Consider the following 13,741-nt stretch of genomic DNA (forward strand, 5'->3'; position numbering starts at 1 on the left):
AACGCCCAACTCGGCGGTAGTTTCCGCCTTCGTTTTGTGCGGGCTTTACTTCGTGTCGTGGTATCTGATCACCCACTGGTCGGATTTTCCGGCGTCGCCGATTTTTTACCGTTAAGGGGCCCTTGCGGCCACGTCAGGCCGTGGTGGCGATACCGTACTTGCGCTGGGTGTGGTAGTACTGCGCCTGCAGCGCTTCGAGCGACGGATGGGCCGGGTCGATCTTGCGCATGCGCTCGAGCAGATAGGCGCATTGCTCGGCCAACGGCACTTCCCACCCCAGATCGTCCAGTTGCTTCAACATCGCCGAGGCCGCCGCCGGCAGCAGCGACATATTGGCCGGCGCCTTGCGCAGGCCGGCGTTGAGCGTGTCGACCGCCGCCCGCAGGTCGCCCTGGCCGCGCATCGCGGCCGCGTCGGCCAGCAGCTCGCCCACCTGCACCTTGATCTGTTCGCCCATGCCTTCGGCCAGGTCGTGCCTGCCGGCCTTTTCGAACACCTGCACCGCGTCGTCCATCGTCACGCCGCTGTCGTTGTCGTTCATCAGGTTGAGCATGACGTTGGACGCTTGCTGGTCCAGCTTGACGCTCAGGCAACTGTGCACCAGGCCGATTTTCAGTCCGGTCGACAGCCCGCGCGCGTGCTCGATGGCGTTGACGGCCGTCGTCAGCTCGGTGGCGGCGCCGGCCAGGTTGCCCGTCATTTCCTGCACCAGCCCGGCGGCGATGGCGCGGCACGCCTCGGTGTTGGCGTTGCCGCGCAGCGAGCGTTCCATGTCCCGGATCACGCCGCTGGCCTGGTTGGCGTCGCCTTTCTTGACCAGGGTCTTGACCAGCTTGACGTGGTCCTCGGGGTCGCGGAACTCCGAATACTTGGCCTTGGCGACGACCTGCTTGAAGGCTTTCTCGGCCACGCCGACGTCGCCCGTCTCCAGGGCCACCTCGCCCAGGTGGCGCAGCCGGCGCACCATGTTGGGCGAAATGCCGACCGCGTCCTCCAGCACCTTCTTGGCCGATTCCTGCTGGCCCAGCGCCTCGTGGGTGCGCGCCAGCAAATCGTAGGCGGCCATGAACTTCGGATGCTGTTCCAGCAGGTCGACCAGCGTTTGCTGCGCCTCGACGAATTTCTGCAGCCCGAACTGGCAGCGCGCCATGCCCAGGTGGGCCCAGGCGGTGGGGCGGGTCATCAGGATGGTTTGATAGACGAATTCGGCCTCCACCAGGTCGTCGATGGACACCAGCAGCTCGGCGCGCAGCCGGGCGTAATCGTTGGCGTAGCGGGGATGCTTGTCCTCGCCTTCCTTGCAGCTGGTGATGGCCTTGCGGATGCTGCCGGCGGCCAGTTGCTGGTACACCGGCCAGAACACCTCGCGCCGCTCGACGGCGCGGCCGATGCGCTGCATCAGCGAATCGACGGTGAACGGCTTGAGGATGTAATCGGTCGGCGCCAGCTCGACGGCGCCGATGACCTTGCTGTAGACGCCCTCGGAGGTGAGCATGATGAAGATGGTCCACTGCGCGATCAGCTTGTGGTGGCGCAGGTCTTCGAGCAGTTGCTGGCCGTCCTGGCCGTTGGCCTCGCCGCTGCCGTTGCCCAGGTCGTATTCGCACAGCACGATGTCGTAGGGTTTTTTGGACAACTGCCGGATGGCGGTGCCGGAACTGACCGCGTACTCGATCTTGGTGATCGACGATTGGTTCAGCATATTATGCAGGCTGCCGCGCATACCCGGGTTCGGGTCGACGATGAGCACCGACAAGTCGCTATATTCCGCCATGATGAAACCCCTGCTTATGTTCCTGCTTATTCGGTCTAGCATACCCCAAGGCAAGTAAAAATGTTACAGAAACCAAGTGTTTGGCGGGGAAAGTGGGCGTTTTCAGGGGGGAATCGTCGTCAAATGTTGCTTTGCTGGCAGTTTTTGGATGGAAATGGCGCTGTATGGCGAGGCTGCTAACGGGTATAATGCGCGCAAAGGAACACTGCAAGAATTAGCCTCATGCCTCATCGCCCTTTAATCCGCAGCCTTGCTGCATCAACCATCCTCCACATATGTTGATTCTGCCGGGCTCCAACGCCCTGTCCGCATTCCGTAGCCAACGCCTGTTAACCCAACTGCAAGCCGCGCTGCCGTCCGTCGCCGCCGTCCAGGCGCGCTATGTCCACTTCATCGACGCCGCCCAGCCGCTGTCGGCCGACGACACCGGCCGCCTCGGTGCGCTGCTGACCTACGGCGAGCCGGCCCACGCCGACAACACCGAAGGCGCGGTCGAGGAATTCTTCGTCATCCCGCGCTTCGGCACGATCTCGCCGTGGGCCTCCAAGGCCACCGACATCGTCCACAACTGCGGCATGGCGCACGTCAAGCGCGTCGAGCGCGGCATCGCCTTCCGCATCAACCTGAAGACCGGCATTTTGGGCAGCAGCATCGGCGCGCCGAAGAAGCTGTCGGACGAGGAAGTGCAAACCGTCGCGGCGTTGCTGCACGACCGCATGACCGAATCGGTGCTGCGCTCGCCGGACGAGGCGGCCGGCCTGTTCCGCACGCTGGACGCCAAGCCGCTGGAGTCGGTTGACGTGATCGGCATGGGCAAGAACGCGCTGGAGAAGGCCAACACGGACCTGGGCTTGGCGATGTCGGACGACGAGATCGAGTACCTGGACGCCGCCTTCACCAAGGCCGGCCGCAATCCGACCGACGTCGAACTGATGATGTTCGCGCAGGCCAACAGCGAGCATTGCCGCCACAAGATTTTCAACGCCGATTGGACCATCGACGGCGTGGCCCAGCCCAAGTCGCTGTTCGGCATGATCAAGAACACCCACCAGTTGCAGCCGAAGGGCACCATCGTCGCCTACAGCGACAACTCGTCGATCATGGAAGGCGCCGAAGTGATGCGCTTCTTCCCGCAGGGCGAGGCGCAGCAGTACGCGCCGATGACCGAATTGACGCACACCCTGATGAAGGTGGAAACCCACAACCACCCGACCGCGATTTCGCCGTTCCCGGGCGCCTCCACCGGCGCCGGCGGCGAGATCCGCGACGAGGGCGCGACCGGCCGCGGCGCCAAGCCGAAGGCCGGCCTGACCGGCTTCACGGTCTCGAACCTGCTGCTGCCGGGCGCCGTACAGGCCTGGGAAAACGACCTCGACGTCACCGCGCCCGTCTCCGGTTACCGCGACAGCGCGTCCGCCAAGGCCTACGGCAAGCCGGACCGCATCGCCTCGGCGCTGCAGATCATGATCGAAGGCCCGCTCGGCGGCGCCGCGTTCAGCAATGAATTCGGCCGTCCGGTGCTGGGCGGTTACTTCCGCACCTACGAACAGAATATCGGCAAGCAGTTCGCCGGCGCCCAGGACACCGTGTTCGGCTACCACAAGCCGATCATGATCGCCGGCGGCATCGGCAACATCTCCGGCCAGCACACGCACAAGAACGACATCCCGGTCGGCAGCCTGCTGGTGCAGCTGGGCGGTCCCGGCATGCGCATCGGCATGGGCGGCTCGGCCGCGTCGTCGATGGCGACCGGCACCAACACGGCCGACCTGGACTTCGACTCGGTCCAGCGCGGCAACCCGGAAATGGAACGCCGCGCCCAGGAAGTGATCAACGGCTGCTGGCAGCTCGGACCGAAAAACCCGATCATCTCGATCCACGACGTCGGCGCCGGCGGCTTGTCGAACGCCTTCCCGGAGATCACCAACGATGCCAAGCGCGGCGCGATCTTCGATCTGCGCAAGATCCCGCTGGAAGAAAGCGGCATGGCGCCGAAGGAAATCTGGTCCAACGAATCGCAGGAACGCTATGTGCTGGCCATCGCGCCGGAGAGCCTGCCGATGTTCAAGGCGCTGTGCGAGCGTGAGCGCTGTCTGTTCGCCGTCGTCGGCACCGCCACCGAGGAACGTCAACTGAAGCTGATCGATCCGGAGCTGGGCAACGAGCCGGTCGACATGCCGATGGACGTCCTGCTGGGCAAGCCGCCGAAGATGCAGCGCGACGCGCACCACGTGCAAAACGATTTCCCGGCGATCGACCTGACCGGCATCGAACTGGAAGAAGCGGCCAAGCGCGTGCTGCTGCTGCCGACCGTCGGCGACAAATCCTTCCTGATCACCATCGGCGACCGCACCGTGGGCGGCATGTCCGTGCGCGACCAGATGGTCGGCCCGTGGCAGGTGCCGGTGGCCGATTGCGCCGTCACCGCGATGAGCTTCGAAGGTTATCTGGGCGAAGCGATGGCGATGGGCGAGCGCACGCCGCTAGCCGTCATCAACGCCGCCGCGTCGGGCCGCATGGCCGTCGCCGAGTCGATCACCAACATCGCCGCCGCGCCGATCAAGGACATCTCCGACATCAAACTGTCGGCCAACTGGATGGCCGCCTGCGGCCAGCCGGGCCAGGACGCGGCGCTGTTCGATACCGTCAAGGCGGTCGGCATGGAGTTGTGCCCGGCGCTGGGTATCAGCATCCCGGTCGGCAAGGATTCGCTGTCGATGCGCACCACGTGGAAAGACGATGGAGATTCGAAGGCCGTCACCTCGCCGGTCTCGCTGATCGTTTCGGCCTTCGCGCCGGTGTACGACGTGCGCAAATCGCTGACGCCGCAGATCAAGACCGACGCCGGCGACACCGCCATGATCCTGATCGATCTGGGTCGCGGCAAGAACCGCCTGGGCGCCTCGGCGCTGTCGCTGGTCATGGGCCAGCTGGGCAACGAGACGCCGGACGTCGACAGCCCGGAAGACCTGAAAGCCTTCTTCGCCGCGATCCAGCGGCTGAACGCCGACGGCAAGCTGCTTGCGTATCACGACCGTTCCGACGGCGGCCTGTATGGCACCCTGGCCGAGATGGCCTTCGCCGGCCGCGCTGGCCTGTCGATCAACCTCGACATCCTGACCCTGGAACAGGGCCACGGCGCCGACCAGGGCGATGCCAAGAACTGGGCCGGCCAGATCGCCGAACGCCGCAACGAGCAAACCTTGCGCGCGCTGTTCTCCGAAGAGCTGGGCGCCGTGATCCAGGTGCGCGCCGACGAGAAGTCGCTGGTCATGGACGTGCTGCGCTCCTTCAACCTGGGCGCGTGCAGCCATATCATCGGCAAGCCGAACGACCGCGGCGTGATCGAATTCACCCGCGACGCCAAGATCATCTACAACCAGCCGCGTGCCGCGCTGCACCGCCTGTGGAGCGAAACCAGCTGGCGCATCGCCCGCCTGCGCGACAATCCGGCCTGCGCCGACGCCGAATACGACCGCATCCTGGACGAAGCCGAACCGGGCATGACGCCGAAGATCACCTTCGACCTGACCGAGAACGTGGCCGCGCCGTTCATCGCGACCGGCGTGCGTCCGCGCGTGGCGATCCTGCGCGAGCAGGGCGTCAACTCGCACATCGAGACCGCATACGTGATGCACCAGGCGGGCTTCAACGCCGTCGACGTGCACATGAGCGATCTGATTGCCGGCAGGGTCAAGCTGGACGACTTCCAGGGCATCATCGCCGTCGGCGGCTTCTCGTACGGCGACGTGCTGGGAGCCGGCGAGGGCTGGGCCAAGACCATCCTGTTCAACGCCGCCTTGTCCGAGCAGTTCGCCCGCTTCTTCGCGCGCACCGACAGCTTCGGCCTGGGCGTGTGCAACGGTTGCCAGATGATGAGCAATCTGAAGTCCATCATCCCGGGCGCGCACGCGTGGCCGAAGTTCACCACCAACAAATCGGAGAAATTCGAGGCGCGCTTCGCGATGGTGGAAGTGCTGGATTCGCCGTCGATCTTCTTTAACGGCATGGCCGGCACGCAGACGCCGATCGCCATCGCCCACGGCGAAGGCTACGCGGACTTCACCCAGACCGGCAACATCGCCGAGGCGGTGGCGGCGATGCGTTTCGTCGACCAGCGCGGCGCGGCCACCGAGGCCTATCCGTTCAACCCGAACGGTTCGCCGCAGGGCTTGACGTCGGTGACCACGGCCGATGGCCGCTTCACGGTCATGATGCCGCATGCGGAGCGCGTGTTCCGCTCGGTGCAGCAGTCCTGGCACCCGGAAGCGTGGGGCGAGGATTCGCCTTGGATGCGCATGTTCCGCAATGCCCGCAAGTTTGTGGGATAAATCGGAGGGCAACCCGCCGCTTAATCGGCGGCGCTGAATATCGAGGCAGCCGGGAGGAATCCCCGCTGCCTCGATTGCATTGTAGGCAAAATTATCGAAAACTCATGAATTGTATTTTATTAAAATATAATTAATGTTATTGTCTTGGCTGGCAAATCTGCCAACTAATTTAAATACACCGAGGATTTTCGATGAAACTGCGCATACTCGCATCTATTTTGAGTGTCTTGACCTTTTCCGCGCAGGCTGCCGCCCCTGGACAGTACGCCGTGACCTCCCTGGGTTCGCTGGTCGGCCTGGATATGAACAATCATGGCCAAGTGGCTGGCTATACTTTTGCCTCCGGCAGCCAGCAGGCCGCGATCTACGATAGCGGTGTCGTGTCGGCGATCGCCGGCACCACGGGCATATCGTTCGCCAACGGCATCAACGACGCCGGCCAGATTTCGGGCAATTTCGGTGAGTACGCTGACCGCGGATTCCTGTATTCGTCCGGGTCCCTGACGGCGATCGCCGGCTTCGAGGCGTACGGGATTGATAATCAAGGCAATGTGGCTGGCATTCGCGGCCACTCGTTGGAACCCGGATCCTACTTCACAACATCGTCACTGTACGCCAACGGTCAAATGACGGACGTGAGTCTGGGCGGGCAATTCATGCGCACGATAGGCATCAGCAAGGGCGGTACGATGTACGGCTTTGGAAATCCGCCGGATTCCGGCGCGATGAATCCTTACACGTACCGCAACGGCGTTCTGACCAACTACTCGAACGTCTTTGGCGATTCGGCCATCGTCGGCGCGGCCAACGACCATAACCAATTGTTGGGTACCGATGTGTCGTCGCTGACGCACTTCATCTACTCCAACGGTGTCGTGGAATACCTGCCGAGTGGGGTAGGTTATCAAAGCCTCAATAATTCCGGCTGGGCCGTTGGTGGGCTGCAGGATACGACCGATTCCAGCTTCCTCAAAGGCCTGTTGCTGGTCGATGGCGTTTCGTATGACTTGAACTCGCTGATCGATCCGGCCTCGGGCTGGAATATCACCAGCGCAAGCGTCATCAACGAAAACAACCAGATCCTGGCCCAAGGCTGCAACGCCAGCGGTTGTGGCTCGCTGCTGCTGTCGCCGTTGACCGCTGGTTCGCCCGCCGGTTCTCCGGTCTCCAGCCCGGTCGCCGCCGTCCCGGAACCTGAGACTTACGGCATGATGCTGTTGGGTATGGCCGCTATCGGCGTAGCCGCCCGTCGTCGTCGCAAGCAAGCGGCGAAGTAATCGGCGTGTTTTAAATATCGGGGGCGAAGTGTTTATTCGCCTCCCGATAACTGAGCGGAGAAAGCCTGGCTTTCTCCGTCGCGGTGAATTCCCGCACGGCCTGCGGATTGTGGCGCGCGTAATCCCTCAGCGCCCAGCCGATGGCTTTCTGAATAAAGAATTCCTTTTCATGCGCGCACTGCAGCGAATACGAAAAGAGTAATGCCTCATCCGTTTTATCCCGCCATCCCAATTGATGTAATATCGCGACCCGCCGCACCCACATATTCTGGTGGACGATGGCCTGATCCATACCGTCATGCCGATATCGCAAAACCTTGCCGACGACGGAAGCTATCGCATCGACCGTATCCCACCACGATTTCGATTGCACCAACTCCATCAAAAACGGCAAATGCCCGGCATCAAGTTTATCGGAATGCATCGCTAGCAAATCGATTGCCGCATATTGATATTCCCGCTCGGCGCAATCCCACAGCGCCCGCGCCAATGCGATCAATTCGTCCGCGCTGTATGATTTCATTCCCTTGTAAATCTGCTTGGTGGCGGCGCGCCGCGCTGGTGTACCGATGCCAAGAAACTCGAACTGATCGCGCATATAGGCGGCCATGGGCCCGCGACGCGCCGGGTAGGCAACGCCGTGAAGAGCGAGCGCAATGGCTTCGATATTCGGCTTCATGCTATGCAAGGGTCAACTGTGATCGATTCAAGCCAAATATTAGCACGTACCCGCCAGATTCTGGTGTAACTTGCCAAGGCCGGTGGCACAAAGGGCCATCTAAACCACGTAGGGCGGATTAGCGCAGCGTAATCCGCCAAGCTCCGCCGATAGCTCCAAAACAAACACCGATTGCGGATGCTATAGTGCATCATCAAAGAACAACCTATCGCTCGATCGCATAAAGGAACAACGATGTCAATTGATTGGCAATCCTTCACCCCGTGGGCATCGCTAGCCGGCGGCATATTAATCGGCGCGGCGGCGAGTCTGCTCATTCTATTCAACGGAAGAATAGCCGGCATCAGCGGAATAATCGGCGGCTTATTCCAGCCCGGAAAAGGTGATACGAGCTGGCGCCTGGCATTCATCGCCGGCCTGCTTGGCGCACCCTTAATTTACAGCTTATTCACCGAACTACCCGGCATTCAAATCGAAGCCCATTGCGGCATCCTGATAGCCGCCGGCCTGATAGTCGGTGTCGGAACCCGCTACGGCTCCGGTTGCACCAGCGGCCACGGTGTCTGCGGTTTATCCAGGCTATCGCCACGTTCCTTGGTCGCGACAATAACCTTTATGGCCGCCGGTTTCGCCGCCACCTACGTGGTCCGTCATTTAATGAACTAGGGGAGGGCATATGCCGATATTCACCGCTTTACTGGCAGGACTAATTTTCGGCCTCGGCCTGATACTGTCCGGAATGGCCAATCCCGCCAAGGTGTTGGGTTTTCTCGACCTGGCGGGCGCCTGGGATCCGTCTCTGATGTTCGTCATGGGCGGCGCGATCGGCGTGGCCTTTGTCGGCTTCGCTGCGGCGGCCCGGCGCAAAGTGACGCCAACCGGCGAACCGATCAACCTGCCCACGGCGCGCCAGATCGACCGCCCTCTGGTGATCGGAGCGCTAATGTTCGGCATCGGCTGGGGCGTCGCCGGCTTCTGTCCCGGTCCCGCGCTGGTCGGCGTGGGTATGCTGGAACCCAAGGCGCTGCTGTTCGTGCTGGCCATGCTCGCCGGCATGGGACTGTTCGAATGGCGCCGTCGCAATAACGACTGAAAAGCAAAACGCCCGATAAACTTCATCGGGCGTTCCTTCAGGGCAGGCGGCCGCAGCCGCTCTGCTCGAGCCTGCCAGTGTTACTGGACTTTGGCTTTCTTGATCAGTTCGTCGCGGTAAGCGGCGATCTTCTTCTGCTGCAACGCCTCGGCAACCTGGCCTTTGACCTCGGCCAGCGCCGGCAGCTTGGTGGCGCGCGACTCTTCCAGCTTGATGACGTGGTAGCCGAACTCGGTCTTGACCGGGGTTTCGGTGATCGCGCCTGGTTTCAGGGCCATCATGGCGTCGGCGAAAGGCTTGACCAGCTTGGCGGGAGTCATCCAGCCCAGATCGCCGCCGTTGTTGGCCGAGCCATCCTTCGAGACCTTGGCCAGTTCTTCGAACTTGCCGCCGGCTTTGAGTTTGGCGATGATGTCCTTGGCTTCCTGTTCGGTCGCGACCAGGATGTGGCGCGAGTGGTATTCCTTGTCGCCGACGGCGGCTTTGTACTTATCGTATTCGGCCTGGATTTCCGCGTCCTTGACCGGGTTCTTCTTGACGTAGTCGGCCAGCATGGCGTTGATGGTGATGCTCTGCGCGGCGTTGTCGATGGCGGACTTCACTTCCGGCTTGGCGCCGTAGCCTTGCTTGCTGGCTTCCTGCAGCAGCACTTCGCGGCCGATCAGTTCCTTCTTGACCATTTCGCGCAGCTGCGGGCTGTCGGGCTGCTGGCCTTGGGCCACCACTTGTTTGACCATCTGGTCCACCTTGGCGGCGGGAATAGCCTTTCCATTGACGGTCGCGGCGTTTTGCGCGAAAACCGGGGCTGCAACGACAGCGATCAGTGCTAACAACAGACGGGCTGGCTTCAACATCATTATTAAATCCTATAAAAAAACAAGAAATCGCACTCGGCGGTGCATTGTACCAACGCAGAATCAAAAACGGCGCCCCGCAGGGCGCCGCCTTCTATAACATTACTGCACTTTTGCTTTCTTGACCAGTTCTTCCTGATACGCCTGCAGCTTCTTCTGCGCCAGCGCCTCGGAGATCTGCGGCTTGACTTCTTCCAGGGTCGGCAGCTTGGCCGGACGGATGTCGTCGACCTTGATGACGTGGAAACCGTTCGGGGTTTGCACCGGCTTCTCGGTCACGCCGCCTTTTTGCAGGGCCACGAAGGCGGCCGAGAAGGCTGGTGGGAAGGACGAAGGCGAGGCCCAGTCCAGATCGCCGCCGTTGGCAGCCGAACCGGTGTCTTTCGACGTCTTGGCCAGATCTTCGAACTTCGAGCCGGCTTTGAGCTTGGCGATCACGTCGTTGGCTTCGGCTTCGGTCGTGGTCAGGATGTGACGCACGTGGTATTCCTTGTCGCCGGCCTGGGCGGTGAAGCGGTCGTACTCGGCCTTGACGTCGGCGTCGGCGACCGGGTTCTTCTTGATGTAGTCGGCGACCATCGCGTTGATGATGATGGCCTGGCGGGCATTGTCGATCTGCGCCTTGACGGCGGCATCCTTGCCGAAACCTTGTTTTTCCGCTTCCTGCATCATCACTTCACGGCCGATCAGGTCTTTCTTGATCAGTTCGCGCAGTTGCGGCGAGTCCGGCTGCTGGCCCTGGGCGACGACTTGCTTGACGACGGCTTCGACGCGCGAGGTCGGGATGGCTTTGCCATTAACAACGGCAACGTTCTGTGCGAATGCAGGCACGGCGACAACGAGAAGTGCGATCAGCAAACTGGCTGGCTTGAAAGTCATTATTAATTCCTGTAAGGGGAAAGTTTTAGCGAAATTGCCTGGAAGGAGTTCGATCAGCTATCTGTCTTTGTGTTCAGTTATTCTTGAAACCGATAGGACCGCTCCTAGCCGGGCGCTACATCATACTTCGGACGGAGCCAATGCGGTAATGGCCAATGCATGTATTTCACTATGCATCATATCGTGCACGGAATCATACACGAGTCGATGTCTTGTGACGAGTTTCAGGCCTTCGAATTGTAACGAAACGATTCTGACATTGTAATGACCACCGCCGGAGGCGGCGCCGGCGTGTCCGGCGTGCATCGCGGAATCGTCTTCCAACACCAATTCCACCGGCGACAGCGCGGCCTGGAAGCGGCCGCGCATGCGGTCCATGCGGGTATCGCTCATGTCGGATCCTTCATGTGGCGCGACAAATAAATCGTCTGCGCAACGATAAAGACAAACATGATGGCCGTCGAACCGAAGGCCTTGAAGCTGACCCAGGCGCTGGTATCGCCTTTAAAGAGGACGAAGGCGACATACCAATTGAGGATGCCCATGGCGGTGAAAAAACTGATCCAGGCCAGATTGAGGCGCGACCAGATCAAATCCGGCAGTTCGATGATTTCGCCCATCGATTTGCGCATCAGGTTCTTTTTAAAGACGAATTCGCTGACCAGCAAACCGACCGCAAAGAACCAATACACGATACTTAGTTTCCATTTGATGAATACTTCATCGTGCAAGTAAATCGTCAGGCCGCCGAAAAACACAAACATGCCCAGCGAGAACCACATGAGGAATTCGACTTTGCGCCCGCGCAGCTTCAGGTAGGCGATCTGGGCGATTGTGCCGATGATGCCGACCAGGGTGGCCAGCACGATCGGCGACTGGTCGGGCGTGACCGAACCGCCGGAGATGATGCCGCTCAGATAAGTGTTGATGAAGTGCTGGGAGGCCTCGGCATTGGCGCCCGCAAGCTTGTAGGCGCCAAAGAACAGCAGGACCGGCAAAAAGTCGAACAGAAATTTCATGGTGTCTTATTTACTAGTGTTATTAGTCTTGTGGATCGAAGCGCAACGAGGCCGAATTGATGCAATAGCGCAGGCCGGTCGGCGGCGGGCCGTCCGGGAACACGTGGCCCAGGTGGGCATCGCATACCGCGCAAATGATTTCGGTGCGCAGCATACCATGGGTTCGGTCGGTTTTCTCGATCACGTTAGCGGGGTCCAATGCTTCGAAATAGCTCGGCCAGCCGCAGCCGGAATCGAACTTGGCGTCGGAACGGAACAGCGGCGTGTCACAGCACACGCAGGTGTAGATGCCGTGCTCGTGATGATCCCAGAATTTGCCGGTAAATGCACGCTCGGTGGCGGCATGTCGCGTCACCTGGTATTCCATCGGGTCCAGCATGTCGCGCCATTCGGCGTCGGATTTGGTCACTTTAGTGGTCATGGATCGGTGCTCGCTTAAGAAGAACAGCTGACTTCGAGATGGCTTGCCCAGTCCGGCGGCAAAGCGGCGTAGTGGTCGTGTTCGGGCTGTTCGTCGTAGGGGCGCTGCAATACCGCCAGCAGGCGCGCCACTTCGGAAAAGTCCTTGTTTTGCGCTTTTTCAATGGCCACCTGGGCCAGATAGTTACGCAGAACATATTTGGGGTTGATTTTGTTCATCGCAAGCTGGCGTTGGGCATCGTCGCTGGCCTCGGCTTGCAGCCGGTCGCGGTATCGGATGGCCCAGGCGTCGAAGGCGGGACGGTCGATGAACAGGTCGCGCAGCGGCTCGTCGCCGCTGGCGTCCGCCGCCTTCAAACCACCCAGTTTGCGGAAGAAGAGAGTGAAATCCACACCGTTAGCCTGCATTAGAGCGAACATGGCGTCGAGCAGCGCGCGGTCCGCGTCGGCATGCTGCTCCAGCCGTGCCAGTCCCAGCTTGGCGTGCAGCAGTTCGTCCAGCTTGGCGGCGAAAGCGGGTTGATAGACATCAAGCGCGGCCTGCGCGGCCTCGACCTCACCGATCAGCGGCAGCAGCGCCTGGCCCAGCGCGTAGCAGTTCCAGTGGCCGACCTGCGGCTGGTTGCTGTACGAGTAGCGGCCCTGTTGATCCGTATGGTTGCAGATATGGTCGGGATCGAAGGCTTCCATGAAGCCGAACGGGCCGTAGTCTATCGTCAAACCCAGGATCGACATATTGTCGGTGTTCATCACGCCGTGCATGAAGCCGACCGCCTGCCAGTGCGCGATCGTGTGCGCGGTGCGGACCGTGACTTCGCGCAGCAGGCCAACGTAAGGGTTGTCTTCGGCGCGTAACTCCGGGTAAAACCGGTCGATCACATAGTCGGCCAGGATTTTCAGTTCGTCCGGCTTATTGCGGTAGAACCAGTGTTCGAACGAGCCGAAGCGCACAAAGCTGGGCGCCATGCGCACCACGACGGCCGACGTTTCGACCGTTTCGCGCATCACGCCCTGGTCCGAGCCGGCGACCGACAAGGCGCGCGAGGTCGGAATGCCCAGCGCGTGCATCGCTTCCGAGCACAGGAACTCGCGGATCGACGAGCGCAACACGGCGCGGCCGTCGCCCATGCGGGAGTAGGGCGTCATGCCGGCGCCTTTCCATTGCAATTCCATCGGGCCATCGGCGGTGGGCGCCTCGCCAAACAAAATCGCGCGGCCGTCGCCCAGCTGGCCGGCCCAGACGCCGAACTGGTGACCGGAATAGACGGCCGCCAGCGGCAGCGAGCGATCCGGCACGGCATTGCCGATCAGGGTGTCGACGCTATCGGCCAGTCGTTCAGGTGTCAGGCCGACCAGCGCGGCGGCCGGCTCGCTGACGGCGACCAGATAAGGCCCGGGCAACGGGGTGGGCATGA

12 protein-coding genes are annotated in these 13,741 nt (G+C 61.3%); 4 read left to right on the forward strand and 8 right to left on the reverse strand.

Annotated elements, in window-relative coordinates; genetic code table 11:
- Positions 1 to 133 precede the first annotated feature (133 nt).
- Positions 134 to 1,774 carry a response regulator gene (locus AC07P1_RS15570; protein WP_494696666.1) on the reverse strand — a complete coding sequence of 547 codons (1,641 nt, stop codon included), beginning with the start codon at positions 1,772 to 1,774 and terminating at the stop codon, positions 134 to 136.
- 275 nt (positions 1,775 to 2,049) lie between these two features.
- On the opposite strand from AC07P1_RS15570, the gene purL reads away from it, so the two are divergent.
- The gene (gene purL, locus AC07P1_RS15575; protein WP_494696667.1) at positions 2,050 to 6,105 is read left to right on the forward strand and encodes a phosphoribosylformylglycinamidine synthase; all 4,056 of its coding nucleotides are present in this window, start codon (positions 2,050 to 2,052) and stop codon (positions 6,103 to 6,105) included.
- A gap of 191 nt (positions 6,106 to 6,296) precedes the next feature.
- Positions 6,297 to 7,382, forward strand: coding sequence for a PEP-CTERM sorting domain-containing protein (locus AC07P1_RS15580; RefSeq protein WP_494696668.1), 1,086 nt, complete (start codon positions 6,297 to 6,299; stop codon positions 7,380 to 7,382).
- A gap of 10 nt (positions 7,383 to 7,392) precedes the next feature.
- Here the strand turns inward: AC07P1_RS15580 and AC07P1_RS15585 are convergent, their stop codons facing one another.
- Positions 7,393 to 8,061, reverse strand: coding sequence for a DNA alkylation repair protein (locus AC07P1_RS15585; protein ID WP_494696669.1), 669 nt, complete (start codon positions 8,059 to 8,061; stop codon positions 7,393 to 7,395).
- A gap of 234 nt (positions 8,062 to 8,295) precedes the next feature.
- On the opposite strand from AC07P1_RS15585, the gene AC07P1_RS15590 reads away from it, so the two are divergent.
- Complete coding sequence (locus AC07P1_RS15590) at positions 8,296 to 8,727, forward strand: YeeE/YedE family protein (protein ID WP_494696670.1); 432 nt, start codon at positions 8,296 to 8,298, stop codon at positions 8,725 to 8,727.
- 10 nt (positions 8,728 to 8,737) lie between these two features.
- Complete coding sequence (locus AC07P1_RS15595) at positions 8,738 to 9,154, forward strand: DUF6691 family protein (RefSeq protein ID WP_494696671.1); 417 nt, start codon at positions 8,738 to 8,740, stop codon at positions 9,152 to 9,154.
- An 80-nt stretch (positions 9,155 to 9,234) separates the two neighbouring features.
- On the opposite strand, the gene AC07P1_RS15600 is transcribed toward AC07P1_RS15595, so the two are convergent.
- The 6 genes from AC07P1_RS15600 to AC07P1_RS15625 all read right to left on the reverse strand — a co-directional run bounded on the left by AC07P1_RS15600 (position 9,235) and on the right by AC07P1_RS15625 (position 13,739).
- Entirely contained in the window at positions 9,235 to 10,011 is a 777-nt protein-coding gene (locus AC07P1_RS15600) for a peptidylprolyl isomerase (protein ID WP_494696672.1), read from the reverse strand.
- 99 nt (positions 10,012 to 10,110) lie between these two features.
- On the reverse strand, positions 10,111 to 10,887 hold the full coding sequence (locus AC07P1_RS15605) for a peptidylprolyl isomerase (protein WP_494696673.1): 777 nt from the start codon (positions 10,885 to 10,887) through the stop codon (positions 10,111 to 10,113).
- Positions 10,888 to 11,007: 120 nt separating this feature from the next.
- The gene (locus tag AC07P1_RS15610; protein ID WP_315219041.1) at positions 11,008 to 11,280 is read right to left on the reverse strand and encodes a BolA family protein; all 273 of its coding nucleotides are present in this window, start codon (positions 11,278 to 11,280) and stop codon (positions 11,008 to 11,010) included.
- A complete protein-coding gene (locus AC07P1_RS15615; protein ID WP_494696674.1) occupies positions 11,277 to 11,906 on the reverse strand; it encodes a septation protein A in 630 nt (209 codons plus the stop codon). The genes AC07P1_RS15610 and AC07P1_RS15615 overlap by 4 nt, the downstream gene beginning before the upstream one ends.
- Before the next feature lie 22 nt (positions 11,907 to 11,928).
- Positions 11,929 to 12,327: a peptide-methionine (R)-S-oxide reductase MsrB gene (gene msrB, locus AC07P1_RS15620; RefSeq protein ID WP_315219039.1), complete on the reverse strand. Its 399-nt coding sequence runs from the start codon at positions 12,325 to 12,327 to the stop codon at positions 11,929 to 11,931.
- Positions 12,328 to 12,341: 14 nt separating this feature from the next.
- Entirely contained in the window at positions 12,342 to 13,739 is a 1,398-nt protein-coding gene (locus AC07P1_RS15625) for a protein adenylyltransferase SelO (protein WP_494696675.1), read from the reverse strand.
- Between the last annotated feature and the right edge of the window lie 2 nt (positions 13,740 to 13,741).

The sequence above is a fragment of the Duganella sp. GW821-FHT07F09 genome, from assembly GCF_059418705.1.

What these genes read in the sequence shown, in the direction of transcription:
- AC07P1_RS15570 (WP_494696666.1), bottom strand. Translation starts at nt 1,774, where the DNA reads ATGGCGGAATATAGCGACTTGTCGGTGCTCATCGTCGACCCGAACCCG.
- purL (WP_494696667.1), top strand. Translation starts at nt 2,050, where the DNA reads ATGTTGATTCTGCCGGGCTCCAACGCCCTGTCCGCATTCCGTAGCCAA.
- AC07P1_RS15580 (WP_494696668.1), top strand. Translation starts at nt 6,297, where the DNA reads ATGAAACTGCGCATACTCGCATCTATTTTGAGTGTCTTGACCTTTTCC.
- AC07P1_RS15585 (WP_494696669.1), bottom strand. Translation starts at nt 8,061, where the DNA reads ATGAAGCCGAATATCGAAGCCATTGCGCTCGCTCTTCACGGCGTTGCC.
- AC07P1_RS15590 (WP_494696670.1), top strand. Translation starts at nt 8,296, where the DNA reads ATGTCAATTGATTGGCAATCCTTCACCCCGTGGGCATCGCTAGCCGGC.
- AC07P1_RS15595 (WP_494696671.1), top strand. Translation starts at nt 8,738, where the DNA reads ATGCCGATATTCACCGCTTTACTGGCAGGACTAATTTTCGGCCTCGGC.
- AC07P1_RS15600 (WP_494696672.1), bottom strand. Translation starts at nt 10,011, where the DNA reads ATGATGTTGAAGCCAGCCCGTCTGTTGTTAGCACTGATCGCTGTCGTT.
- AC07P1_RS15605 (WP_494696673.1), bottom strand. Translation starts at nt 10,887, where the DNA reads ATGACTTTCAAGCCAGCCAGTTTGCTGATCGCACTTCTCGTTGTCGCC.
- AC07P1_RS15610 (WP_315219041.1), bottom strand. Translation starts at nt 11,280, where the DNA reads ATGAGCGATACCCGCATGGACCGCATGCGCGGCCGCTTCCAGGCCGCG.
- AC07P1_RS15615 (WP_494696674.1), bottom strand. Translation starts at nt 11,906, where the DNA reads ATGAAATTTCTGTTCGACTTTTTGCCGGTCCTGCTGTTCTTTGGCGCC.
- msrB (WP_315219039.1), bottom strand. Translation starts at nt 12,327, where the DNA reads ATGACCACTAAAGTGACCAAATCCGACGCCGAATGGCGCGACATGCTG.
- AC07P1_RS15625 (WP_494696675.1), bottom strand. Translation starts at nt 13,739, where the DNA reads ATGCCCACCCCGTTGCCCGGGCCTTATCTGGTCGCCGTCAGCGAGCCG.